Origin of the sequence: Microbacterium sp. cf332, from assembly GCF_900102175.1 — a bacterium.
In the GTDB taxonomy this organism is placed as follows: domain Bacteria; phylum Actinomycetota; class Actinomycetes; order Actinomycetales; family Microbacteriaceae; genus Microbacterium.
The window spans coordinates 856,232-879,308 of sequence record NZ_FNKN01000001.1; the positions used below are offsets into that span (position 1 = coordinate 856,232).

The 23,077-nt window shown below is 69.2% G+C and carries 23 protein-coding genes; 7 read left to right on the top strand and 16 right to left on the bottom strand.

Translation table 11 applies throughout. The annotated features are described in order from the left end of the window. Positions 1-27: 27 nt before the first annotated feature. Together BLT21_RS04065 and BLT21_RS04070 are read right to left on the bottom strand one after the other, a co-directional pair. Positions 28-666 (bottom strand): CYTH domain-containing protein, encoded by a 639-nt coding sequence (locus BLT21_RS04065; RefSeq protein ID WP_091499598.1) that lies wholly within the window; start codon positions 664-666, stop codon positions 28-30. Beyond that, a complete protein-coding gene (locus BLT21_RS04070) occupies positions 656-901 on the bottom strand; it encodes a response regulator (RefSeq protein ID WP_091499599.1) in 246 nt (81 codons plus the stop codon). The genes BLT21_RS04065 and BLT21_RS04070 overlap by 11 nt, the downstream gene beginning before the upstream one ends. A 97-nt stretch (positions 902-998) precedes the next feature. On the opposite strand from BLT21_RS04070, the gene BLT21_RS04075 reads away from it, so the two are divergent. After that, complete coding sequence (locus BLT21_RS04075) at positions 999-1,730, top strand: glutamine amidotransferase (RefSeq protein ID WP_091499600.1); 732 nt, start codon at positions 999-1,001, stop codon at positions 1,728-1,730. A gap of 6 nt (positions 1,731-1,736) precedes the next feature. Here BLT21_RS04075 and BLT21_RS04080 read toward each other — a convergent pair whose 3' ends face one another. The 5 genes from BLT21_RS04080 to adhE all read right to left on the bottom strand — a co-directional run bounded on the left by BLT21_RS04080 (position 1,737) and on the right by adhE (position 7,380). Next, positions 1,737-2,750 carry a YihY/virulence factor BrkB family protein gene (locus BLT21_RS04080; protein WP_091499601.1) on the bottom strand — a complete coding sequence of 338 codons (1,014 nt, stop codon included), beginning with the start codon at positions 2,748-2,750 and terminating at the stop codon, positions 1,737-1,739. A 51-nt stretch (positions 2,751-2,801) separates the two neighbouring features. After that, positions 2,802-3,281: a prepilin peptidase gene (locus tag BLT21_RS04085; RefSeq protein ID WP_091499602.1), complete on the bottom strand. Its 480-nt coding sequence runs from the start codon at positions 3,279-3,281 to the stop codon at positions 2,802-2,804. Beyond that, on the bottom strand, positions 3,278-3,574 hold the full coding sequence (locus BLT21_RS04090; protein ID WP_091499603.1) for a DUF1905 domain-containing protein: 297 nt from the start codon (positions 3,572-3,574) through the stop codon (positions 3,278-3,280). The genes BLT21_RS04085 and BLT21_RS04090 overlap by 4 nt, the downstream gene beginning before the upstream one ends. A gap of 68 nt (positions 3,575-3,642) precedes the next feature. Then, a complete protein-coding gene (locus BLT21_RS04095; protein ID WP_091499604.1) occupies positions 3,643-4,635 on the bottom strand; it encodes an aldo/keto reductase in 993 nt (330 codons plus the stop codon). A 27-nt stretch (positions 4,636-4,662) separates the two neighbouring features. After that, positions 4,663-7,380, bottom strand: coding sequence for a bifunctional acetaldehyde-CoA/alcohol dehydrogenase (gene adhE / locus BLT21_RS04100; RefSeq protein ID WP_091499605.1), 2,718 nt, complete (start codon positions 7,378-7,380; stop codon positions 4,663-4,665). A 194-nt stretch (positions 7,381-7,574) separates the two neighbouring features. Between adhE and nrdI the strand changes: the two genes are divergently transcribed. After that, positions 7,575-8,015, top strand: coding sequence for a class Ib ribonucleoside-diphosphate reductase assembly flavoprotein NrdI (gene nrdI / locus BLT21_RS04105; RefSeq protein ID WP_091499606.1), 441 nt, complete (start codon positions 7,575-7,577; stop codon positions 8,013-8,015). A gap of 316 nt (positions 8,016-8,331) precedes the next feature. After that, positions 8,332-8,535, top strand: a complete 204-nt coding sequence (locus tag BLT21_RS04110) for a cold-shock protein (protein ID WP_091499607.1) — start codon at positions 8,332-8,334, stop codon at positions 8,533-8,535. Between the two features lie 79 nt (positions 8,536-8,614). Here the strand turns inward: BLT21_RS04110 and BLT21_RS04115 are convergent, their stop codons facing one another. The 8 genes from BLT21_RS04115 to BLT21_RS04150 all read right to left on the bottom strand — a co-directional run bounded on the left by BLT21_RS04115 (position 8,615) and on the right by BLT21_RS04150 (position 17,439). Next, positions 8,615-9,016, bottom strand: a complete 402-nt coding sequence (locus BLT21_RS04115; protein WP_176786802.1) for a barstar family protein — start codon at positions 9,014-9,016, stop codon at positions 8,615-8,617. A gap of 39 nt (positions 9,017-9,055) precedes the next feature. Beyond that, positions 9,056-9,625: a hypothetical protein gene (locus BLT21_RS04120; protein WP_091499608.1), complete on the bottom strand. Its 570-nt coding sequence runs from the start codon at positions 9,623-9,625 to the stop codon at positions 9,056-9,058. A gap of 69 nt (positions 9,626-9,694) precedes the next feature. Next, on the bottom strand, positions 9,695-11,347 hold the full coding sequence (locus BLT21_RS04125) for a glycosyl hydrolase 53 family protein (protein ID WP_091499609.1): 1,653 nt from the start codon (positions 11,345-11,347) through the stop codon (positions 9,695-9,697). Then, complete coding sequence (locus BLT21_RS04130) at positions 11,344-12,516, bottom strand: glycoside hydrolase family 53 protein (protein WP_091499610.1); 1,173 nt, start codon at positions 12,514-12,516, stop codon at positions 11,344-11,346. The genes BLT21_RS04125 and BLT21_RS04130 overlap by 4 nt, the downstream gene beginning before the upstream one ends. Further along, positions 12,513-13,346 (bottom strand): sugar ABC transporter permease, encoded by an 834-nt coding sequence (locus BLT21_RS04135; RefSeq protein WP_091499611.1) that lies wholly within the window; start codon positions 13,344-13,346, stop codon positions 12,513-12,515. Before BLT21_RS04135 ends, BLT21_RS04130 begins: the two co-directional genes overlap by 4 nt. Then, complete coding sequence (locus BLT21_RS04140) at positions 13,339-14,715, bottom strand: carbohydrate ABC transporter permease (RefSeq protein WP_091499612.1); 1,377 nt, start codon at positions 14,713-14,715, stop codon at positions 13,339-13,341. Before BLT21_RS04140 ends, BLT21_RS04135 begins: the two co-directional genes overlap by 8 nt. Then, the gene (locus BLT21_RS04145; RefSeq protein ID WP_176786803.1) at positions 14,712-16,031 is read right to left on the bottom strand and encodes an extracellular solute-binding protein; all 1,320 of its coding nucleotides are present in this window, start codon (positions 16,029-16,031) and stop codon (positions 14,712-14,714) included. The genes BLT21_RS04140 and BLT21_RS04145 overlap by 4 nt, the downstream gene beginning before the upstream one ends. A 151-nt stretch (positions 16,032-16,182) precedes the next feature. Next, a complete protein-coding gene (locus BLT21_RS04150; protein ID WP_256335903.1) occupies positions 16,183-17,439 on the bottom strand; it encodes an MFS transporter in 1,257 nt (418 codons plus the stop codon). Positions 17,440-17,522: 83 nt separating this feature from the next. Between BLT21_RS04150 and BLT21_RS04155 the strand changes: the two genes are divergently transcribed. Genes BLT21_RS04155 through BLT21_RS04170 form a run of 4 tightly spaced genes read left to right on the top strand, consistent with a single transcriptional unit; the run spans position 17,523 to position 22,472 of the window. Then, positions 17,523-18,197 carry a DUF998 domain-containing protein gene (locus tag BLT21_RS04155; RefSeq protein ID WP_256335904.1) on the top strand — a complete coding sequence of 225 codons (675 nt, stop codon included), beginning with the start codon at positions 17,523-17,525 and terminating at the stop codon, positions 18,195-18,197. Beyond that, the gene (locus tag BLT21_RS04160) at positions 18,194-18,784 is read left to right on the top strand and encodes a TetR/AcrR family transcriptional regulator (protein ID WP_091499615.1); all 591 of its coding nucleotides are present in this window, start codon (positions 18,194-18,196) and stop codon (positions 18,782-18,784) included. The genes BLT21_RS04155 and BLT21_RS04160 overlap by 4 nt, the downstream gene beginning before the upstream one ends. A 9-nt stretch (positions 18,785-18,793) precedes the next feature. Next, positions 18,794-21,340 carry an excinuclease ABC subunit UvrA gene (locus BLT21_RS04165; RefSeq protein WP_091499616.1) on the top strand — a complete coding sequence of 849 codons (2,547 nt, stop codon included), beginning with the start codon at positions 18,794-18,796 and terminating at the stop codon, positions 21,338-21,340. 34 nt (positions 21,341-21,374) lie between these two features. After that, complete coding sequence (locus tag BLT21_RS04170; protein ID WP_091499617.1) at positions 21,375-22,472, top strand: SDR family oxidoreductase; 1,098 nt, start codon at positions 21,375-21,377, stop codon at positions 22,470-22,472. A gap of 61 nt (positions 22,473-22,533) precedes the next feature. Here BLT21_RS04170 and BLT21_RS04175 read toward each other — a convergent pair whose 3' ends face one another. Then, complete coding sequence (locus tag BLT21_RS04175) at positions 22,534-23,040, bottom strand: NUDIX hydrolase (RefSeq protein ID WP_091499618.1); 507 nt, start codon at positions 23,038-23,040, stop codon at positions 22,534-22,536. Between the last annotated feature and the right edge of the window lie 37 nt (positions 23,041-23,077).

The following is a 23,077-nucleotide window of genomic DNA, read 5'->3' on the forward strand; positions in this document are numbered from 1 at the left end:
GTGTTCCCGGATGTCTTCGACCGGGCGTCAGAGCCCGAGGGCACGACCGAGCTTGGAACCCGATCCGGACGGCGCCCCGCCCGCAGCTCGGACGAGGTCGTCCGCGGCATCGAAGAGCTCGTCGATCCCTCGCCCGTCGGCCGGGGCCGCGGGTCCGAGCTCGAGCTCCCATTCGCGCCAGGAGCTGGTGCGTCCCGAACGCTCGTCGGTCGCCGTGACCCGGTCGTCGACGAATTCGGCGACCACTCCCCCGGCGGCGTCGCGCAGCGCATAGGCGGTGCGCGAGTTGCGGATGCGGGCGATGACCTCGAACGGCGGGGCGGCGACCTCGGCGAGAGCGGCGACGATCTCTGCGGGCACGTCGAGGCGTGCCCCCTCGTCTCCGGCCTGCTCGTCCAGCGGCCACTGCGTCTCGAGCTTGCCCTCGGGGGTCGAGCGCTTGACGTGCCACCCCTCGTCCGGCCCGCCCGTCCGGCGCCGCAGCGCCGTGAGCGCCGTCGCCAGACGGCCGTCCGGGGTGTCGAGGTAGCGTGCGTCGAGCTCGCGCGGCTCAGGATCGCCGACCGCCGCGACGCCGGGGAGCGCGGCCCAGTCGGGCAGCACCGCCTCGGCATCGACGTCGTACTTGCGCTCGATCTCGATCGCGCTGCGGGGTTCAGTCGTCATTCGTGACGCGGTCGTCCCGCTCGTCCGCGGAGGGGTCGATGTCGCCCTCGGACTCGACGTAGTGGAAGTCCGAGGACGTCGGACCGTCTGCCTCGCCCGTGTCCTCGGCCTCGCCCGCGCGCTCGTAGACGATCTGCGTCTCGCTGTAGGGAAGGATGAGCCGGTCCGACGCGTCGTCGTCCACCGGAAGGGCCTGCCCGTCGAGCGGGCCTCCGTGCAGTCGTGCAATAGCCATGTTCTGACCTCCTGGATCCCGACGATACCCTCGCTGCCCGGACCGGCCGATACGCTTGCGCCATGCGTGCTCGGCGACTACGGAAGCACCCCTCGGCGTGAGACCGTTCGTGCTGCTCGCCACCCGCGCCGAGGATGTGCCCGCCGACGAGGAGTATGAGCTCTTCCTCCGCCACACCGGTCTCGAGCCCGCGTCGCTTCGGCGCGTGCGACTCGAGGCGGAGCCGATGCCCGACATCGACCTCGACGACATCTCGGGCATCTTCGTCGGCGGCGGCCCGTTCAACGCGTCCGATCCGTGGGAGCGCAAACCGGCTGTTCAACGTCGCGTCGAGGCGGAGTTCTCCGTGCTCCTCGACCGGGTCGTCGCGCGCGACTCTCCATTCCTCGGAGCCTGCTACGGCATCGGGACGGTGGGCGCGTACCTCGGCGCCACGATCGACCGTCGGTTCGGCGAGCCGATCAGCGTCGTCGACGTCGAGCTGAGCGACGCCGGTCGCGCGGACCCGTTGCTCGCATCGCTGCCCGACGCGTTCTCGGCGTTCGTCGGCCATAAGGAGGCGATCTCCGCTCTGCCGACGACCGCGACGCTCCTCGCCTCCTCGGCCGGATGCCCCGTGCAGATGTTCCGGGTGGGGCGCAACGTCTACGCGACCCAGTTCCATCCCGAGCTCGATCTCGACGGCATCACGACCCGCATCCACGCGTACGCCGACTACGGCTATTTCGCCGCCGACGAGCTGGAGTCGACGCTGGCCGCCGTGCGCCGGACTCCCGTCACCCACACCGGCGACATCCTCCGAGCGTTCGTCGAACGCTACGCGCGCTGATCCGCGTCAGGCACCCGACCCGGCGCGCTCCGCCGCCTCGAGGCGGCGCGCCGTCTCGAGCTCGCGCGTCGCGACCGAGACCCCGTCCTCTGCGCGCTGAACCCGACGCTGCAGCAGCGTCTTCGCACCGAATCGCGCGCGCACGCGATCCTGCTGCTCACGCACACCGGTGACGATGTAGGCGCTCGCGATGAGGATGACCTGGGACGAGAGGTTGAGCCAGAGCAGGATCGCGATGAGCGACGCGAACGTCGCGAGCAGCGGGTTCGAGGTCGCGCCGCCCACGAACAGACCTGACAGCTGCTGCAGCACCGTGAGCCCGGCCGCGCCGAGCAGCGCGCCGCTCCACAGCACCCGGCCGCGCGCCTTCACTCCCGAAAGGACGCGGAAGAGCACCGCCACGGCGAGCGCATCGAGGGCGAACACCACGATGACGGCGACGAACCAGCCCCCGAACTGGACGAGCGGGCTCGAGTCGGGGAAGCCGAGCAGATCGGCGAGGATGCCGATCCCCGCGGTGCCGAGGAACGTCACGCCCGCCGCAGCGAGCAGAGCGCCGCCGATGCCGATCGCGAGGCCGAGGTTGCGCAGCAGCACCCAGATGAACAGGACGTCGTCGACGCCCTCGTCGGCGATGGTCCGCATCGCCGTCCGAAGCGACCCGATCGCCCCGATCGCCGCGCCGACGAGACCGACCGTCGCCACGATTCCCGCGATCGTCAGCCCGGCGGGAGCGGTGATGTCATCGAGCTTGATCAGGCCGTTCCGCCCCACGAGTCCGGGGATCACCCGGTTGACGGCGTCGATGAGCGCCTGCCAGGCGGCCGGGTCGCCGGCCAGCCACAGGGCCGCGATCGAGAAGCCGAGCAGGACACCGGCGAAGACGCTGAAGAGCGTGCGGTAGGTCACGCTGTCGGCCAGCACCGAGCCGCGGTGCTCGCTGTAGAGCAGGAAGGCCCGAACGGGCTTGCGCTGCAGCGCCCACGCGATCGAGCGGGAGATGAACGTCGAGTCGGCCATGCGGCCCACGATAGCGCGGGCGCCGTCGCCGCCCGGGTGGCCTTGACAGGCTCACCCCGCGAAGACCGACCAGCCCAGCGCGACCCATGCCCCGCCGAGCATGAAGGGCCCGAAGGGGATCCTCGTCGTACGATCCGCGCGCCGCAGGGCGATCAACGCGGTGGCGACGACGCCCGCGGCGACGAACCCCAGCGCGATCGCCAGGAACGGATGCGGCCAGCCGGAGGGTCCCGTCAGCACGCCCACGGCACCCGCGAGCTTGACGTCTCCCCCGCCGATCCCGCCACCCGCGCAATAGAGCAGGTAGGACAGACCGAACAGAGCGGCGCCGGTGACGACGGCTCCGTAGAGAGGCGCCGGCGAACCAGCATCGAGGGAGGCCGTCGCGGCGAGACCCCCCGCAGCCACGGCCAGCGCCAGAACCAGACGGTTCGGGAGTCGCCGTGTCCGGGCGTCGACGATCGACAGCGCCAGGCTCAGTCCTACGCAGATCACGACGAGCACACTCGCCGTGAACACGAGCCAGGTCACGCGTCGAAGACCTGCAGCTGCACGTGCACGACGCCGTCCGCACCGATCGACTCGGCCCGCCGGACCGCCTGCTTCAACGGCAGGACGTACACCCCGCGACCCGCATCGGGGAAGATGGAGGTCTCCCATGTCGAGCCGCCGATGGTCGCGCGCACGCGCACGGCACCGAAGCCCCGCGGCATCCGCGGGATCTCACGGAGGTCGGCACTCGGCTCGTCGGGGAGCGCCGCGAAATACCAGTCCTGCGTGCGGGTCTCCCACCGGAAGACCTCGGCATCGAATTCGAGCTCCACGCGATCAGCGTAGGGGCCGTCGGGAACGACGGGAACGGTTCTCCACACCGGTCCGCCCCGTCATCGGGTCACCAGTGCGGGTGGATATCGGCGCGGAGCAGATCGTCGTACACCTCGTGGACGGCGCGCGAGAAGCCCGACAGATCGGTCTCCTCGTCGAGCAGTCGGCCCGCGTCGGCGTTCGCACGCGCCTGCTCCGGCGTTCGCGCCCCGGGGATCACGCTCGTGACTCCGGGCCGGCTCGCGATCCACGCGAGCGTCGCGACGGGCAGGCTCACCTCGTCGGGAAGGGCGGCCGCGAGGCGGCGGGCTGCTGCGAGGCCGGTCTCGAAATCGACGCCCGAGAAGGTCTCGCCGCGGTCGAACGCCTCACCGTTGCGGTTGTACGACCGATGGTCGTCGGCCGCGAAGGTCGTCCGCTCGGTGTATCGACCACTGAGCAGGCCCGACGCCAGCGGCACACGGGCGAAGATCGCGACGCCGGCGGCCTGAGCCGCGGGCAGCACCTCGTCGAGCGGCTTGAGGCGGAAGGGATTCACGATGATCTGGATGTTGGTGACGTTCGGACGCGCGATCGCGGCGAGGGCCTGCGCTGCCGTCTCGACCGAGACGCCGTACGCGGCGACGGCGCCGTCGGCCACCAGGCCGTCGAGCGCGTCGTACGTGGCGTCCGCTTCGATGACAGCCGTCGGCGGGCAGTGCAGCTGAACGAGGTCGAGCGAGTCGACGCCGAGGTTGGTGCGCGAACGGTCGGTCCAGACGCGGAAGTTCTCGGGCGTGTAGTTCTCGGGTTCCTGCGCGGCGCGCCGGCCCATCTTGGTGGCCACGGTGACGCCATGCCCGGGGCGGGCGGCGAGGAAGCGCCCGATGATGCTCTCGCTGCGCCCATCCCCATACACGTCGGCGGTGTCGAACAGCGTCACCCCCGCCTCGGCGGAGGCGTCGAGGACGGCGAGCGCCTGATCCTCGTCGACGTCGCCCCAGTCGGCACCGAGCTGCCAGGTGCCCAGCCCGATGGCCGAGACGGAGCGGGACGTGGATCCGAGGCTGCGCTGCTTCATGCGTCCAGCGTAGGTGCCGGGCCGGCGTCAGGCGCTGTGACTCGTCTTCGCCTTCGTCGCGCTGCGCTTCGCGGGGGCCGACGGCACGGCGGCGTCGGCGGCCGCGACCGCCGCGGCGCGCGTCGCGCGCACCTCGGCGAAGGACGTGCCGTAATAGGCCGCTTCCATGAGGGTCTTCATGTCGTCGATCATCGGCATGCGGGGATTAGCCGGCGCGCACTGATCCTCGTAGGCCGCCATCGCGAGGCTGTGCAGGTTGTCGAGGAATCGAGCTTCGTCGACCCCCTGCGCCTGGAACGAGCGCTCGATGCCGACGCGGTCGCGCAGCTCCTCCACCGCGCGCGCATAGCTCTCGACACCTTCCTCCGGCGTCGCGGCCGGAAGCCCGAGGTGCTGCGCGATCTGCTGGAAGCGTTCGGGCGCGATGTAGCGCTCGTACTTGGGCCAGCTCGTGAGTTTCGTCGGGACCGTGCCGTTGTAGCGGATGACGTGAGGCAGGTAGACGGCGTTGGTCCGCCCGTGCACCAGCTTGTAGGTCGCTCCCGTCACGTGGGCCATCGCGTGCACGATCCCGAGGAAGGCATTGCCGAACGCCATGCCCGCGATGGACGCCGCGTTGTGCATCTTCTCGCGAGCTTTGCGGTCAGCGCCGTCCGTCGAGCCCGGCTCGGCCCTCGTGCTGCGCTCGATGTTCTCGAAGATGAGCTTGATCGCGTGCAGACAGAGCCCGTCGGTGTAGTCGTTCGCGTACACCGACACGTAGGCCTCGGTCGCATGGGTGAGCGCGTCGAAGCCCGCATCCGCCACGAGGAAGCCGGGGAGTACGCGCGTGAGCTCGGGATCGATGATGGCGACGGACGGGGTCAGGGCATAGTCGGCCAGGGGGTACTTCATCCCTGTCGCATCGTCCGTGATGACCGCGAAGGGCGTCATCTCCGACCCGGTTCCCGAGGTGGTGGGAACGCAGACGAGCTTGGCCTTCTGACCCATCTCGGGGAACGTGAACGCCCGCTTGCGGACGTCGAAGAACTTCTCGCGCATGTCGGAGAACTCGATCTCGGGGTGCTCGTAGAGCAGCCACATCACCTTGGCCGCATCCATCGGCGACCCCCCGCCGAGCGCGATGATCGTGTCCGGCTGGAACTGACGCAGCTGTTCGGCTCCCGCCACCACCTCCGACACCTTCGGCTCGGGGCGGACCCGGTTCAGCAGCTGCACCTGGACGCGGTTCTCGCGACGGTTCAGGACATCGGTGATGCGGTCGACATAGCCGAGCGAGGTCATCGTCTCGTCGGTGATGATCGTCACCCGCTCCACACCGCGCATGTCTGCGAGGTACCGGATCGCGTGCGGCTCGAAGTAGGTCTTCGCCGGGATCTTGAACCACTGCAGGTTGTTGTTGCGTCGACCGACGCGTTTGACGTTCACGAGGTTCACCGCCGAGACGTTGTTGGATACCGAGTTGTGCCCGTACGAGCCGCATCCGAGGGTGAGCGAGGGCAGGAAGGCGTTGTAGATGTCTCCGATGCCGCCGAGGGCGGACGGCGAGTTCTCGATGATGCGCACCGCCTTGACCACCTCCGCGAAGCGTGCGATCACCTCGGCGTCGTTCGAGTGGATGGCTCCGGAGTGACCGAGTCCGTCGAACGCCACCATCTGTCGTGAGAGCTCTATCCCCTCGTCGGGGGTCGCGGCGTGCAGCACGGCGAGGACCGGCGCGAGCTTCTCGCGGGTCAGCGGCTCGTGCGGGCCGACCCCGGAGACGTCGGCGAGGAGGATCGAGGTGTCGGCGGGGACGGTGAACCCCGCCTGCTCCGCGATCCACACGGGCGACTGGCCGACGACGCGAGCGTTGAGCTTGGCGTCCGCGCAGTTGCCGCTGTCGGCGGTCACCCCGAAGATGAACTCCTCGAGCATCGCCTTCTCTGTGCTGTCCACCCGGTAGGCGTGCAAGCGGGCGAACTCCTGGAGCGCCTCGTCGGCGACGGGTCGGTCGAGGATGACGGCCTGCTCGCTCGCGCACACCATGCCCATATCGAAGGACTTCGAGAGGACGATGTCGTTGACGGCGCGACCGACGTCGGCCGTGCGCTCGATGAACGCCGGCACGTTCCCGGCGCCCACGCCGAGAGCGGGTTTTCCGCACGAGTAGGCGGCACGGACCATGGCGTTGCCGCCGGTGGCGAGGATCAACGCGACCCCGGGATGGTTCATCAGCTCGCCCGACGCCTCCATCGACGGCTCCGCGATCCACTGGATGCAGTCGACGGGCGCTCCGGCCGCCACCGCCGCGTCCCGGACGATCCGAGCCGCCTCCGACGAGCACCGCTGAGCGGACGGATGGAACCCGAAGACGATGGGATTACGCGTCTTCAGCGCGATGAGCGACTTGAAGATGGCGGTCGAGGTCGGGTTGGTGACCGGCGTGAGCGCGCAGATCACCCCGACGGGATCCGCGATCTCGGTGATCCCGGTGAGCTCGTCATGGGCGATCACGCCGACGGTCTTCTGGTCGATGATCGAGTGCGTCACGTGCTCGCACGCGAACATGTTCTTCACGGCTTTGTCCTCGAAGAGTCCCCGACCGGTCTCTTCGACCGCCATGACGGCGAGCTCGCCGTGGTGGTGGAGGGCGGCCACCGACGCCTTGCGGACGATGTGGTCGATCTGCTCCTGGGTGAAGAGCGCGTAGTCGTCGAGGGCTCGTTGAGCCCGAGCGACGAGGGCGTCGATGGCGATGGACATCGTCTGCCTTCCCGGCGGGGACGAAGATCCGCGCCTGTGTCCGAGAACCGGGATGGAGGGACCTCGACCCCGTGTCCCCAGTATGCTCTGTGGTCAGACCACACTCGCTCCCCTCGGCCGGAAGAAATCACCCGCAGGATTTCTCCCCGGTCCGCGCGGGCGGACGCGACGGCGAGACGCGTCAGAATGACGCCGTGACGCAGCTGCCTGTCTATTACTATTCGTCGACATCGAACCTCATCCGCCGATTCGCCGGGCGTCTGCATGCGCACGACGGGCGCCCCGTCCTCGATCTGTCCGACCGTGCCGTGCGGACCGGCGAAGCGTCGGAGGCGTGGGTGCTGCTGACCCCCTCGTACAAGGCGGGCAACGACGCGCACGCGACCCTTCCGGCTGCCGTGCGAGCCTTCCTCCGAGCACCTGCGACTCGCCGGCGTCTCGTGGGCATCATCGGGTCGGGTAATCGGAACTTCGGTGATCACTACCAAGCCGCGGCCCGTGAGCTCGCCCGCGTCTCCGGCAGGCCGGTGATCTTCGAGTTCGAGTTGGCGGGAACCCCGGAGGACGTGGTCGAGTGCGCCCGAGTCCTCGCAGCCTTCGACGAACGCTTCATCGGCCGAGCGGGCAGGAAATGAATTCGAGACTCGCGGCGTCATTCAGCGGATTCGCCGGACGCATCGCCCCACCGGCGCCGGAAATCGCGTAGCATTCGAGAGTCGGTGCGTCACGGCGCGCCTCTCCGTCGGTTCAGTCCGACGTGCACTTCGTTTCATTCCGCCGTCGATCTCATGCACCCGGGCCGTGCTCTCGGCCCCGCGACCGTACCTATCTGGACCGGTCGCCACAACCGGCGAGTGTCCGCTCGCCCCCACACACTCCGCAGCGGCCCGGCCGCAGCGGTATCCGGATCATCACAGCGGTGGTCCCAGAACACAGAAGGAAAATGACGACATGGCCACTGGCACCGTCAAATGGTTCAACTCGGAGAAGGGGTTCGGCTTCATCGCTCCGGACGACGGCACCGCGGACGTGTTCGCGCACTTCAGCGCCATCTCCGGCACTGGACACCGCAACCTGTTCGAGAACCAGAAGGTCGAGTTCGACGTGGAGCAGGGCCAGAAGGGCCTGCAGGCGACGAACATCCGCGCTCTCTGAGCGTTCGACGCAGTGAAGGGGTCGGCCCGTTCGGGCCGGCCCCTTCCGCATGCCCGGCGCTATGCGACCGGGTGTCCCCTCAGGCCAGGACGAGTTCGACCTCGGAGTGACCGGCGAACACCTCGAGCACGAGGTCGAAGTAGGTCCTCCCGGCGCCGCGGTCGAGGTCGGCCAGTGCGGCCCGCGCCGGGGCCGACGCGTAGACGTCGGGACGCGCGAGCTTGCCCGCGTACCATGCACGGGTCGCCGTGCGACCGAGCGCCCGGCGCGACTGCTCGGCATCCACCCATACGATGCGCGCGGACGGTGATGTCGCGAGCACTCCGAAGCCCCCGTACAGCAGATCGTCCAGGGCGTCGAGACTCTCCCCCAGTGTCCAGTCCTCGTCGGGCATGAGCACGCGATTCAGCTCGACGTAGAGCGACGGGATGTCGCCGACACGCGATCCCTCGATTCGGAGCTCACGCGGTGGCTCGGTCACCTCACGACGTTATCCCGGCCGACCGTTGACGCGCGACCGTCAGCGCAGTGCGCCGGCGACGAACAGGTCGGGGCGCTCGGACTGGAGGTAGATCATCAGCTCGCTGTGCCCTGTCATGGCCGTCGTGGTCGAGAAGAGCGTCCGCCGCTCGCGCTTCCCGACGATGCCGCCGTACCGGCCGGCGACGTTGGGAAGGAGCCGTGTGATCTCGGAGGTCGCGACGCGCATCGGCGGGAGGAACCCGCGCGAGACATAGATCTCATGCGCGGCGACCTCGAGCCGCATCCGCGTCATCCCGTGAGCGAGCCAGATAAGGGCTGCGCCGATGAGCAGCGCGCCGAGACCCACATAGCGCATCGCGGGCGAGTCCTCGGGTCGCGCCAGCGGCGCCGTCAGAGTGATGATGCCGACGCCGGCCATCAGGACGCCGCAAGCGCGCACCATCACCCGCCGCCATCGCTGTACCGACACCGTGAGCAGGATGGTGGGCCGCTCGGTGCGCCACGCCGCGGCGACGTCGGACGATCGCGCGAGAACCGCGCTCGCGACCGCGATGAGCGCCATGATGACCACGGCGACGACGCCCAGCAACGGGTAGACGGTTTCCATCGGCAGCCGACCTCTCGTCCGGAACAGGCGACCTCGACCGTAGCGCACCCACGTCTCCGGTGCCGTCGCCTACCCGATGCGCTGCACGCGGACGTCGTCGACGTTGATCCAGTTGCCCGCCTGCGCGTCGGTGTAGAACCCGATCTCGAGCGCACCGCTCGTCACCGTCACATCGAGAGCGACCCGCTTCCAGTCGTGCGTACTCACCGGGATCCCCGCCTGCTGCTCCGCTCCCCCGGCATTCTTCGCATAGAGATAGGCGGAGTTCTGCCCACCACCGTTGAGCGTCCACGCCGAGACGCGATACGTCCCGGACGGGAGCCCCGAGAAGGTCTGATACACCGAGGCGGTGTAGGCCGTCGACTTCCAGAACGAGAGCTTGAGGGATCCGACGATGGCGGGGTCTTGCGTGAAGACGGCGTTCGCATGCGCATCGCCGGGCGACCACACACCCCAGCCGCTCGGCGTGTTCGTGTAGCCGTCCTGCTCGAAACCGCCGTTCACGACGAGGTCGATCGGTGGGGTCTCCCCGAAGACGTCGAGGGTCGGGAGAGCCGCGCCCGTCCAGTCGAACAACGTCTGGTTGTCCCAGGGGTTCGACAGCACCCCGCCGTCATCGTTGTCGAGTTTGCCGGCTTCGGTGCCCCAGTTCGCGCCGGGCACCGGTAGCCAGCCCGGCTCCCACCAGATCAGTCCCCGGCCGTGACCGTTCGGGACGGCGCGGACGATGTCGCGCAGGTCGCGGAGGTACGCCGTCTGGCCGGCGACGCTCGCGGGGTAACCGCCCGTCGCCTCTTCCGCCGTGTAGAAGGAGTTGCCGAGACCGTCGCCGTCTCCGAGGGTCCACCCGTAGGCGGTCTCGACAATCAGCACGTCCTTGCCGTAGCGCGCACTGATGTCATTGAGGTTGACCGCGAGCTCACCCATTGTCCCGTGCCAGAACGGATAGTACGAGAGGCCGATGACGTCGAACGGCACCCCGTGGTCGGTGATCTCGTCGAACCACCAGCGGTAGAGGGCGTTGTCGCCGCCGTGATCGAGGTGCAGCACGATCTCGATGTCCTCGCCCGGCGCCAAGGCGGCGTCGACACCGTCGATGCCCGCGCTGAGCAGCTCGGCCAGCTGCGAGAAGTCCGACACGCCGTTGCCGACGCGACCGTGATCCCACAGGATGCCGCTCGGGATCTCGTTCCCCATCTGCACCATGTCGGGCAGGACGCCCGCGGCCCGCATCTGGGTGATGACGCCGTTCGTGTAATCGCCCACTGTCGCGACGAGCTGCGGGTACGACAGCGTCCGCCAGGCTTTCGGCAGTGTCTGCGTGCCGGGGTCGGCCCACCAGTCGCTGAGGTGGAAGTCGAGCAGGATGTCCATGCCCGCCGCTCTCGCGCGCTGCGCCGTCGCGATCGTCGTGGCGAGATCATTGGTGCCTCCGCCGTAGGGCTCGCCCGAGACGGTGTAGGGATCGACCCACAGCCGCAGTCGGGCGAGATTCATCCCCGCGTCGGCCATGATGTCGATCGGGTCTCCGGTCACTCCCGCGCGCGAGAACTGCCCGCCGAGAGTCTCGACCTCGTCGATCATGCCCAGGTCCCCGCCCATCACGAAGTCGTCGGGGTCGAAAGCCGCAATCGCCGTCGTCGCCGGCAGCCCGCCGACGATCAGAGCGGTCACCGCCGTCGCGGCGAGCGCCGTCGCTCGCCACCGTGCTCGGTGAGTCATGATTCTTCTCCTCTCGTGAGCCCGCATCGACCGGATGCCGCTCCGAGTGCGGTGAGCGACGCGAGCGCGCGACCGCGCTCGTCGAAAAGCGTCTGGTTGGCCCACCCGTTGCCGGGCTCGGCGATGTCGTCGCCGTAGGCCATTCCGGCGTCGGAGGCCCAGGAGGTTCCGGCCACCGGCAGCCAGGCAGGCTCCCAATAGACGATCCCGACGCCGCGCCCACCCGGAACGCCCCGCACGACGGCGGCGAGGTCGTCGAGGTAGCGCGCCTGTCCCACCACCGACGGCGGGTACACCGCAGCCGGGGAGGCTGCGTCGAACATCGACATGCCGGCAGGGTTGTCGGGCCGATGGGCGTACGCCGTCTCGACGACGATGACGTCCCTGTCGAAACGCTTGACGATGGCATGGAGGTTGGCGCGCAGGTCGTCGAGCGAGCCGTGCCAGAGGGGGTAGTACGACAGCCCCACCGCGTCGAAGTCGACCCCGCGAGCGGTGATCTCGTCGAACCAGCGGCGGTAGAGGTCGGCGGCACCCCCCGCATCGAGATGAAGCACGATCCGTGAGCCCGGGGCGGCCGCGCGCACCGCTGCCGATCCCGCTTGCAGCAGTGTCGCGAGCCGGTCGTACTGCGCTCGGGCCTCCTCGACGGGGACGGCGGCGAAGGTGCGACTTTCGAGGTCGTACTTCGGCGTGCGGCCGAACGGCCACAGCATCCCGTTCGTCGTCTCATTGCCGACCTGGACCCACTCCGGGCTTCCGGCCGCGCCCCGCACCGCGTCGACCACGTCGCTCGTGTGCGCCGCGACGGCGTCGCACACCCCGCGCATATCGAGATGCCGCCATGATCGAGGGAGCGACTGCTTCTTGGGGTCGGCCCAGAAGTCGCTGTAGTGCAGGTCGACCATGAGGCCGAGACCGGCGGCGCGAGCCCGTTCGGCGAGACGGAGAGTGGTGTCGAGATCGTTGGTCCCGCCCTGATAGGGACGGCCTTCGGCGTCGGTGGGATCGACCCACACCCGCAATCGGGCGAGGTTCACGCCGTGGTCGGCGAGGATCGCGAACAGGTCTCTCGTGCCCACCGCATCGGAGAACCGCGCCCCCAGGGCCTCGATCTCCGCGGTCATCGACACGTCGGCGCCCCGGACGGGCAGTGGCGTAGTCGTCATTCTTTCTCTCCTCCTTGAGCGAGCCCCGCGACCAGGTAGCGCTGGAGCATCATGTAGAGCACCGTGATGGGCACCGCGACGAGAATGGCCCCCGCCGCGAAGGTCGTGAAGTCGTTCCGGGTCTGATCCGAGATCAGTTGGAACAGTCCTATCGCGACGGTGTAGTTCTGCGGGCTGCTTATCAACAGGCGCGGCAGGATGAAGTCCATCCAGGGCACGGCGAACTGGGTCACCGCGACGAACGTGAGCATCGGGGTCATCAGCGGCAGCAGGATGCGCGTGAAGATCTGCAGATGCGAGGCACCGTCGAGCACCGCCGCCTCGTCGAGGCTGGTCGAGATGCCGTCGAGGTAACCCTTGAGGAGCCAGATGTTGTAGGGCACCGCTGCAGCGACGCTCGCGATGATCAGGCCCGCGAGACTGTCGAGCAGACCGAAGTTCAGGTACAGGATGTAGATCGCGATGGCGGTCATGAACGTGGGGAAGATCTGGATGACGAGCATGACCAGCAGGCCGATGCGGCGGCCCGAGAAGCGCAGCCGCGCGAAGACGTAGGCGGCGATCGCCGACAGCAGCACGCTCAGGACCATGTTCGACACGGCCACGATGAGCGAGTTGCCGTACCAGGTCGCGAACGGCGTGTCGGTGAACAGCCGGACGTAGTTGGCGAGCGTCGGGTCGGCGGGGATCGCCGACGCCTGCGCGAGCGATCGCCCTGATCCGAGCGAGGAGCCGACGATCCACGCCAGCGGATACAGCACGATGACGGCCACGACGACGAGCTCGACGTGGATGAGCGCGGTGATGACGCGACTTCGGGTTCTATGCATCGGTGAAGGCCTTCGAACGACGCAGGCTCCAGACGGAGAAGCTCCCGACGATGACGAAGATCAGGATCGACATCACGGATGCGATGTCGTAGAGCCCGTTGTCGAGGGTGAGTTTGTAGAGCCAGGTGATGAGGATGTCGGTGCTTCCCGCGTACCGGTAGTCGGGGTTGGCGGGGCCGCCCTGGGTGAGGAAGTAGATGACGCCGAAGTTGTTGAAGTTCGCGACGAATGACAGCACGATGAGCGGGGCCGTGGCCCGCAGCACGATCGGCAGGGTGATGTAGCGCACCTGCTGAGCCGCGGACGCGCCGTCGATTCGAGCGGCTTCGTAGTAGCTCGGCGAGATGTTGGTCAGCGCGCCGCTCACGAGCGCCATGAAGTACGGGAAGCCGAGCCACAGGTTCACGAGCAGCGCGATGATCCGGGCGAGCCACGGGTTCGCCGGGTCGGTCAGCCACATCACCCGCTCGGACGTCACACCCCCATCGATCAAGGCCTGACTGATGGGTCCGAACTGGCCGTTGAACATCGAGCGGAAGACGAGGGCGGAGATCATCGCCGGCACGGCCCACGGCAGGAAGAAGATGCTCCGCCAGAGACGCGGGAAGCGGACCCGCCGACTCGAGACGAGCACCGCCTGGAGGAAGCCGAACACGTAGGTCGTCGCCGTCGCGAGCACCGCCCAGGCGATGGTCCACCCGAGCACGCCGAAGAACGTCGCGCCCCAGGCGCCGGCGCCGAGGAGCTGGCGGAAGTTCGCCAGACCGACCCACTCGACGAGCTGCAGGGGCGGCAGGTTGTCTCTGCTGTAGTCCGTGAACGCGATGAGGATGCCGAAGACGACGGGCAGGGCGGTGACGAACAGCAGCAGCACCAGGGTCGGCGCAAGCACCAGGTACGGGAACGACCGCTGCAGGGAGTCCCGGGCCCAGGCTCGCAGACGCACGCGCTCGCGGGTCTCGAGGTAGCGACGTCGTGTACGCGCGGCATCGCGGACCGACCACACCGTGAGGGCGAGGAGCAGCGACAGGACGAGGACGGCGATGATCCCGTTGATCATGAGGATGATCGAGTGATCGCCCGTCGTCAGGCCCGCCACCGTCATCGTCCGCGGCTGCGTGCCGAGCGTCAGGAGTCCCCAGAGCCCGCGCACGAAGAATCCGCCGTGAGTGCGGGGCGTGTACCCGTCGAGGTTCGCGTAGTGCCCCGTGAGCAGCTCGACGACGAGAGCGACCACGGAGGTGAGCGCGAGCGCGACACCCTTCGTCCATTCGCGGTTGAGCAGCTGCCCCAGTCCCGGCACGAGCGCGGAGGCGAGCCCGAGCGACCACGGTGCCGCCGGGCCCCCTCCGCGATGGTGCGGGGTCACTCCCCCAGCCCGGTCAGATCGGCGTAGCCCGAGACGGCCTGCCGTTGAGCGGTGGGGGCGTCGAGGACCCGGTCCCACACGCTGGCGACCAGGGTGTTCCCGACCGTCCAGAGCTTGTCGCCGACGTCTGCGATGAGGTCGGATCGCTCGGCTTGCGCGAGGATGCCCGCTGCGTGCTCATCGTCGGCGAGGCCGGGGACCGCCTCGGCGTTCTCACTCGTCAATGCGGGGATGCCCCCGGTCGTGTCGTATAGAGCAGCGGCCGCGGCGTCCGAAGCGAGGAAGGCGGCGAACACGCGAGCCGCTCCGGGGTACGCCGAGTAACCCGACACCACGCCGACGCCGAGGCCTGCGAGCGTCGCGGGCTCGTCCCCGCCATCGACGGCCGGCAGGGTGGTCACGCCGAACTCGAAGCCCGCCGCCTCGCCCGCGGCGGTGAAATCGCCGATCGACCAGGGGCCCGTGATCACGTAGGGCGTCTCCCCCTTGGCGAATTCCATCTCGATTGAATCCCAGGTGGCATCGGCGGAGTTCACCTGCCAGAGGTCCCGAAGCGCACCGTAGTACTCGAGCGCCGTCGTCAGCGCGGCATCGTTGAGGCCCGGGTCCGCGGCGTCGCCCGTGAGGTGCCATCCGAGCGACGTGAGGACGGGATAGGCGTAGTACAGCTCGCCGCTCAGCCACCGGACGGCCCACCGGTTCGCGCGTGGGTCGTTGTACCCCGCCGCGAGCTCGCGGATCTGCTCCCATGTCTGTGCCGGCTCGCTCGAGCCGGTGAGCTGCTGCAGCAGGGTCTTGTTGTAGAACAGTGCGATCGACTCGGTCGATACCGGCACGCCGTAGAGCTCACCCTCCCGGCTGACGACTCCGGCGAACGTCTCTCCGACGCGCTCCGTGATCTCGGTGTCGTACTGCCCCAGCGGCGCGGCGACACCCGAGTCGATCGCTGCCGGGAGGTCGGTGAAGTTCGTGAAGTAGACGTCGGCACCCGTGCCCGCCTCACCGTCGAGCTTCATCTTCGCCACGGCGTCCACCTTCGACACCGTGGTGAGCTCGACACGGATGCCGGGGTGCTGCGCGGTGAAGGCATCGACCAGGGCTTCGCCGTACGCGGGATACTCGACCCAGACCTTCAGCGGCGCCTCTCCGCCGGCGATCTCCGGCTCGATCTCGTAGGCGCCCGCCTCGGCGTCCCAGGCGAGAGAGGACTGCGCGACGTCGGGCGCCGTCGAGCAGCCGGCGACGAGCCCGACGCCCAGGAGCGCGACCGTTCCCGCCGCTGTGCGGGCGATGGATGCTGTGTTCCGGATGGTCATGCGAACTCCCTCGTTGCTGTGACTGTGACCGGTCCCAGTCAACTGACACGGTCCCCGTGAGTCCATGACGGTAGTGGCAGGATGCGGGCATCGCCCGCGCTCTCCCCTGTGCAGGAGGCGATGCGCTCGTTCCCCGACGGGACGTGCGCGGTCAGTCCGCGCTTGGGCCGTCCTCAGCCGGCCTCGCGGCAGCGATGTGGGAGATGGGGCGCCACACGAGAACGAGCGTGAGGGCGGCGCCGACGAACGCGAACCACCAGGGTCCGGTCGGCCCCCACACCTGGGCGATGACACCGCCGAGGGCCTGACCGATGACGAGTCCGCCGAAGACGCCGACCATGTTCACCGATGCGATGCGGCCCTGCAGTTCGTGGGGCACGAGCCGCTGGCGAACCGTGGTGGAGATCGTCGCCCAGACGAAGGCGTACGCGCCGAACGCGATCATGATGACGAACGCCACGACGCCGGAGGTCGTGAGGGCGAACGCGAGATGCATGAGCACCTCTGCCGTCAGGCAGACGCGCATGAGGGCTGCGAACGAGAAGCGCCGCTCGAGTCGCCCGAAGAGGAGCGTGGCGGCCAGTCCCCCGATCGCCGACGCGGTGGTCAGCGCGCCGTACCCGATCGGCCCCATCCCCAGGTAGTCCGTCGCGTAGAGGACGAGCACGCCCCACGGCGCCGCCCAGGTGACGTTGAACGTGAGGATGATGACGACGAGCATCCGTACCGGCGGGTTCTGCCACAGCCACCGGATCCCGCTGACGATGTCGGTGTGCACCGGAGTGGGCTCGCGCGGCGCCTCGGTCGGTTCGACACGGCGGGTGGCGGTTATCCGCGAGATGAGGACGATGGCGAGCGCGACGCACACGCCCTGCACGGCGAACGGCAGGAAATGGCCCACCGCGAAGAGGAACGCGCCCAACGGCGGACCGCCGAGCTGGTTCGCGATGAGGAACCCCGCCTGCAGACGGGCGTTGCCGATGCCGAGGTCGGGCTTGCGCACCATCATCGGCAGCAGGGTGCTGCTCGTCGTGTCGACGAAGACCTCGGCGGTGCCGTAGAGGAACGCGGCCGCGAGCACCATCCAGATGCTCGCGCCTCCGGTGACGAGGAAGGCGCACAGTCCGAGCAGCACGAGCGCGCGGATGCCGTTGGCCGCCATGATCAGCACGCGACGGTCGACGCGGTCGGCGATCGCCCCGGCGTGCAGGCCGAACAGCAACCAAGGAAGGAACTGCATGATCGCGCCGGAGGCGACGAGGATCGGCGACTCGGTCATCGATGCGATGAGGAGCGGGGCGGCGGCGAGCGCGATCCCGTCGCCGATGTTGCTCGTCACCGACGACGCGAACAGCCAGCGGAAGTCGCGCCCCAGTCGTCGCGGCACTATCCACTCTGCGATGCCCACCGCACGAGCCTAGGGCGAGCCGCAGACATCGATTCGCCGCGGTATCCGTCGCACCCGCTCTCGGTTGGACTAATATGGTCCGCATGCGACCGATTCAGTCCAGAAGTGCATCCCTGTGGCTTCTCGCGGCAGCGGTGTACCTCGCGGCCGAAGGGGTCACCGCCCTGGCCTTCCCCGGCTACTCGTATGCCACGAACTACATCAGCGACCTCGGCGTGCCCGACGTCGGCCTGTTCCAGGGGCGGACGATGGACTCGCCGCTGCACGTCGTCATGAACGTCGCGTTCGTCGCGCACGGCATCCTGTTCGCCGCGGCGGCGGTGCTCACCGCGCGGAGCGATGTGTGGCGGGCCGGCGTCCGCCGCTGGTTCGTCGGGCTCGCGCTCGTGCACGCCGTCGGCATCATCCTGGTCGGGCTGTTCCCGGGCAGCCAGACGAATGCAAGCAACGGCCTGATCGTCTTCCATGTCCTCGGCGCCGCGATGGCCATCATCGCGGGCAACGCCGCCGTCATCGTCGCGGGGGTGACCCTGCTGCGGCGGGGGCCGCGCTGGCTGGGCACGACGTCGATCGCGCTCGGCGTGGTCGGCCTCGTCAATCTGGTGATGCTGCTCGTCGACTCGAACTCGACCGCCGTCGATCTGCTGCCCGACGGCGTCTGGGAGCGTTTGGCCGTCTACGCGATCCTGGCCTGGGAACTGCTCGTCGGCACCGTGACGCTCGCGACCCGGCGCGGTCGTTCGGCGGTGCGCGCATGACGGGCAGCGGTCGTGCTCGATCCGTGCGCCCCTCGTCGGCAGAGATCGACGAGGCCGTACTGGATGCGGCGGCCGCCCTCGTCGCCCGGCGCGGCGCCCGCGACACCTCGGTGCAGGCCGTCGCTGACGCCACGGGGTTCTCGAAGACGGGTCTTCTCCGGCGGTTCCCCTCGAAGGACGCGCTCATCGACGCGTCACTGGCGCAGTGCGTGAGCCTGACCGAAGGCGTTCACCGTGTCGTCGCGGCATTCACGGCCGACGACGCAGACCGCGACGCTGCCGCGATCGACGGCTTGGTCGATCTCGCGCTCAGCCACCCGGGCTGGGCTCAGGTCGTGCTCGCGTCCATCCCCCCGATCGCCGACGAGCGTCTGCGTCCCGGGCTCGCGCGGATCGGCGACCTCGTGTCGGACATGTTCCGCATCGGCGAGCACAGCGCCCTGCCGCGCCGCGCCCGCGTGACCGGCGCCCTCGGGGTGCTCGTGACCCTCGCCCTGACCTACGAGGCCGAGACCACCGCCGACACCGCGCGACCCCTCATCGTGGATGTGTGCCGGTCGACGCTCGGCTACCGGAGCGGCACGTAGGCTTGCCCGATGCCCGCAGACCGCCGCACGGCCCCCGACACCTTCGTCCGCGTGCGCGGAGCCCGGGAGAACAATCTGCGGAACGTCGACGTCGACGTGCCCCGCGACGCGATCGTCGCCTTCACCGGGGTGTCGGGCTCGGGCAAGTCGTCGCTCGCCTTCGGCACGATCTTCACCGAGGCGCAGCGGCGGTACCTCGAGTCGGTCGCTCCGTACGCGCGGCGGCTGATCCAGCAGGGCCACAATCCGCACGTCGATTCGATCACGGGCCTGCCGCCGGCCGTCGCTCTGCAGCAGCGCCGAGGGGCCCCCAGCTCACGGTCGAGCGTGGGCACCGTGACAACGCTGTCGAACTCGTTGCGCATGCTGTTCTCGCGAGCCGGGACGTATCCCGAGGGCGTCCCCGGGCGCCTCGACTCCGACGCCTTCTCGCCCAACACCGCCGCCGGTGCCTGCCCGGAGTGTCATGGGATCGGCGTCGCGCACACCGTCACCGAGGAGACGCTCGTGCCCGACCCCTCGCTCAGCATCCGCGACGGTGCTATCGCTGCGTGGCCGGGTGCGTGGCAGGCGAAGAACCTGCGTGACATCACGATCGCCCTCGGATACGACGTCGACCGGCCGTGGCGCGAGCTCGAGCCCGCCGACCGGGAGTGGATCCTCTTCACCGACGAGCAGCCGGTCGTCGAAATCACCCCGCAGCGCGACCGCGTCGCCAAGCCCTACAAGGGCATGTTCTGGAGCGCCAAGAAGTACGTCTTCCACACCCTCGCCGACTCGAACAGCGCGAAGATGCGCGAGCGCGTGCTGCAGTTCGTCCGCACGGGCACCTGTCCGCCGTGCGGCGGCTCGGGGCTGCGCCGCGAGGCCCTGGCCGTCACCTTCGCCGGCCGGACGATCGCCGAGCTGAACGCCCTGCCGATGAGCGACCTCGCCGACATCCTGAGGCCCACCGCCGCGCTGACGGACGCCGGGCCTGCGCTGCCCACGTCATCGTCCGGCGAGCACACCGACGTCGCCGTCGCGATCGCCACGGACCTGCTGGCGCGCATCGAGGTGCTCACGGACCTCGGCCTGGGCTACCTGGGGCTCGGGCGCGTGACCACGACCCTCTCCCCCGGCGAGATGCAGCGCCTGCGCCTGGCGACGCAGCTGCGCTCGGGCCTGTTCGGTGTCGTGTACGTGCTCGATGAGCCGTCGGCGGGGCTGCATCCGGCCGACGCGGAGCCGCTGCTGGCCGTGCTGGAACAGCTGACCGCGTCGGGCAACTCGGTGTTCGTCGTCGAGCACAACATGGACGTCGTACGGGGCGCCGACTGGATCGTCGACGTCGGCCCGGGAGCGGGCGAGGGCGGCGGCGAGGTGCTCTACAGCGGGGCGGTCGAGGGCCTCGCCGGCGTGGAGGAGTCGGTGACACGACCGTTCCTGTTCGCAGGAGAGGAGGGAACCGCCGCGCTACGGCGCGCCCAACGCCCTCAGAAAGAGTGGCTGACGCTCGCCGGCGCCTCGCTGCACAACCTCACCGACGTCGACGCTTCGTTCCCGCTCGGAACGTTCATCGCCGTCACCGGGGTGTCGGGGTCGGGCAAGTCGTCCCTCGTGGGCGGGGTGCTGCGTGACGTGGTCAGCGGCTACCTGCACGGTGAGGACACCGCGGAGAAAGAGGACGACGAGGCGTCGGATGCTGCGGGGGCCACCGAAGGGGCCGTCCCGGCATCGCGTGCGGCCGCCGTCGTGCGGACGGTGACGGGTCTCGAGCAGGTCGACCGTCTCGTTCGCGTCGATCAGAAGCCGATCGGACGCACGCCCCGCTCGAACCTCGCCACCTACACCGGGCTGTTCGACGCCGTGCGCGCGGTCTTCGCGAGCACCGATCTCGCTCGAGAGCGCGGCTACACGGCCGGGCGGTTCTCGTTCAACGTGGCCGGAGGCCGCTGCGAGACGTGCCTCGGCGAGGGTTACGTCTCGGTGGAGCTCCTGTTCCTTCCCGGAAGCTACGGCACGTGCCCGACCTGTCATGGCGCGCGCTACAACCACGAGACGCTCGGGGTCACCTACCGCGGCAAGACCATCGCCGACGTGCTCGCCCTGACCGTGGCGGATGCGTCCACGTTCTTGAAAGACGTGCCGGCGGCATCGCGCAGCCTCGGCACGCTGCGTGACGTCGGCCTCGGCTACCTGCGCCTCGGGCAGCCGGCGACGGAGCTCTCGGGCGGTGAGGCGCAGCGCATCAAGCTCGCGACCGAGCTCCAGCGGGCGCGTCGCGGCCACACCCTGTACCTGCTCGACGAGCCGACGACCGGCCTGCATCCCGCCGATGTGCGCCTGCTGCTCACGCAGCTGCACGCGCTGGTCGACGCCGGGAACACGGTGGTCGTCGTCGAGCACGACATGGATGTCGTCGCATCCGCCGACTGGGTCATCGACCTCGGACCGTCGGGTGGCAACGCGGGTGGGCGTGTGATCGCAGCGGGGACGCCGGACGACGTGGTGCAGGTCGCGGAGAGCCGCACGGCGCCGTACCTGGCGAAGCGCCTGACCGGCTGGGCGACCTGAGGAATGAAGTCGGGCCCGTTCCGTTGACCCCAGGATGACTCCTTCGACGCACGCCCCCGACTCCCCCGTCCGCCGAGCCCTCGTCGTCGGCGCCTCGGGCATCACCGGTTCGGCGCTCGTCGACCACCTGATCAAGGACGGCTGGGAGGTCTTGGCGCTCTCGCGGCGCGCGTCGTCCGAGGGGGTGGTACGAGGCATCGCGGCCGATCTGCGAGACCCGGACAGCCTGCGGGCGGCCCTCGCCGACGAGCATCCCACCCACGTGTTCTTCACCGCGTGGCAGCGACAGGCCACCGAGGCCGAGAACATCGCGGTCAACGGCGCCATGGTGCGTGATCTCCTCGCCGCGCTCACGCACGCACCCCTCGAGCATGTCGCGCTCGTGACCGGGCTGAAGCACTATCTCGGCCCGTTCGAGGCCTACGCTGCCGGCGAGATGCCCGACACGCCGTTCCACGAGGAAGAGGAGCGCCTCGACACCCCGAACTTCTACTACGCGCAGGAGGACGAGCTCTTCGCCGCGGCGGCGGAGCAGGGCTTCACCTGGTCGGTGCACCGTTCGCACACCGTGATCGGCTACGCCGTCGGCAACGCGATGAACATGGGGCTGACGATCGCCGCGCAGGCGACGATCGCCAAGGAGCTCGATCTCGACTTCGTGTTCCCCGGCAGTGAGACTCAGTGGAACGGCCTGACCGACATGACCGACGCCGGTGTCCTCGCCGAACAGATGGTCTGGGCCGCGACGGATCCCGCGGGCGCCGACGAGGCCTTCAACATCGTCAACGGCGACGTCTTCCGGTGGCGCTGGATGTGGCCCCGTCTGGCGGAACACCTCGGCGTCGACCCGGACCGGGTGAAGGGCTACGAGAACGCACCGCGGCCTCTCGAGCAGCAGATGGCCGACCACGAGCATGCGTGGCCCGACATCGCCCGCAAGCACGGGCTCATCGAATCCGACCTGAGCCGCGTCGCCTCGTGGTGGCACACCGATGCCGACCTCGGACGCGACATGGAGGTCGTCACCGACATGGGCAAGAGCCGGGATGCCGGATTCCTCGCCTACCGGCGGACGGAACAGGCCTTCGCAGACCTGTTCGACCGCTACCGCGCCGAACGCCTGATCCCCTGACGGCGCCGACCCTCGGGTTCGCGCGAGGTGACGGGCGGGCGAGCAAGATCGGTTCGGCGCGCTACACCGGGATCGAGACGGGGTCACCGATCAAGGAACGGACGATCGCCCGCACCGACGGGAAGGTGTCGAGTGCCTGCACCTCACCGAGGGAGAACCACCCGGCCGCGTGGACCTCGACCTCGGCGAAGTGCACGGTCTCGTCGCCCACGACGTCGAGCGCGAAGGCCATGTCCATGTGGATGTGCGCCGGTTCGCCCGGCCGCTCCGGGATCAGTTGGTAGCTCATGCTGAGAGGCAGGTCGAGTTGAGCTTCCTTCGTGCCGTCCACCTCGAGATCGACGCCCGGGTGCGGCCTGAGCGCTGCGCGGATCCCCGTCTCCTCGTGCACCTCTCGCACGACCGCCACCTGCGGCGTCTCGTCGGGATCGACATGGCCACCGGGAGGAAGCCACTTCAGGAGCTTCCGATGGTGCACGAGCAGCACCCTGTCGCCGGCGCCGCTCACGACGTAGCCGCTGACGGTGAACTGCTTCTCGAACTGCGTCGTGCTCTCGATGATCGTCATGTCGTCGTCCCTCTTCTGCGGCAGATTCGACGGTAGC

Bases quoted from the DNA above. Each gene is read 5' to 3' on its own strand.
- BLT21_RS04065 (WP_091499598.1), bottom strand. From the start codon at position 666: ATGACGACTGAACCCCGCAGCGCGATCGAGATCGAGCGCAAGTACGAC.
- BLT21_RS04070 (WP_091499599.1), bottom strand. From the start codon at position 901: ATGGCTATTGCACGACTGCACGGAGGCCCGCTCGACGGGCAGGCCCTT.
- BLT21_RS04080 (WP_091499601.1), bottom strand. From the start codon at position 2,750: ATGGCCGACTCGACGTTCATCTCCCGCTCGATCGCGTGGGCGCTGCAG.
- BLT21_RS04095 (WP_091499604.1), bottom strand. From the start codon at position 4,635: ATGAAGCAGCGCAGCCTCGGATCCACGTCCCGCTCCGTCTCGGCCATC.
- adhE (WP_091499605.1), bottom strand. From the start codon at position 7,380: ATGTCCATCGCCATCGACGCCCTCGTCGCTCGGGCTCAACGAGCCCTC.
- BLT21_RS04110 (WP_091499607.1), top strand. From the start codon at position 8,332: ATGGCCACTGGCACCGTCAAATGGTTCAACTCGGAGAAGGGGTTCGGC.
- BLT21_RS04120 (WP_091499608.1), bottom strand. From the start codon at position 9,625: ATGGAAACCGTCTACCCGTTGCTGGGCGTCGTCGCCGTGGTCATCATG.
- BLT21_RS04125 (WP_091499609.1), bottom strand. From the start codon at position 11,347: ATGACTCACCGAGCACGGTGGCGAGCGACGGCGCTCGCCGCGACGGCG.
- BLT21_RS04130 (WP_091499610.1), bottom strand. From the start codon at position 12,516: ATGACGACTACGCCACTGCCCGTCCGGGGCGCCGACGTGTCGATGACC.
- BLT21_RS04135 (WP_091499611.1), bottom strand. From the start codon at position 13,346: ATGCATAGAACCCGAAGTCGCGTCATCACCGCGCTCATCCACGTCGAG.
- BLT21_RS04145 (WP_176786803.1), bottom strand. From the start codon at position 16,031: ATGACCATCCGGAACACAGCATCCATCGCCCGCACAGCGGCGGGAACG.
- BLT21_RS04155 (WP_256335904.1), top strand. From the start codon at position 17,523: ATGCGACCGATTCAGTCCAGAAGTGCATCCCTGTGGCTTCTCGCGGCA.
- BLT21_RS04160 (WP_091499615.1), top strand. From the start codon at position 18,194: ATGACGGGCAGCGGTCGTGCTCGATCCGTGCGCCCCTCGTCGGCAGAG.
- BLT21_RS04165 (WP_091499616.1), top strand. From the start codon at position 18,794: ATGCCCGCAGACCGCCGCACGGCCCCCGACACCTTCGTCCGCGTGCGC.
- BLT21_RS04170 (WP_091499617.1), top strand. From the start codon at position 21,375: ATGACTCCTTCGACGCACGCCCCCGACTCCCCCGTCCGCCGAGCCCTC.
- BLT21_RS04175 (WP_091499618.1), bottom strand. From the start codon at position 23,040: ATGACGATCATCGAGAGCACGACGCAGTTCGAGAAGCAGTTCACCGTC.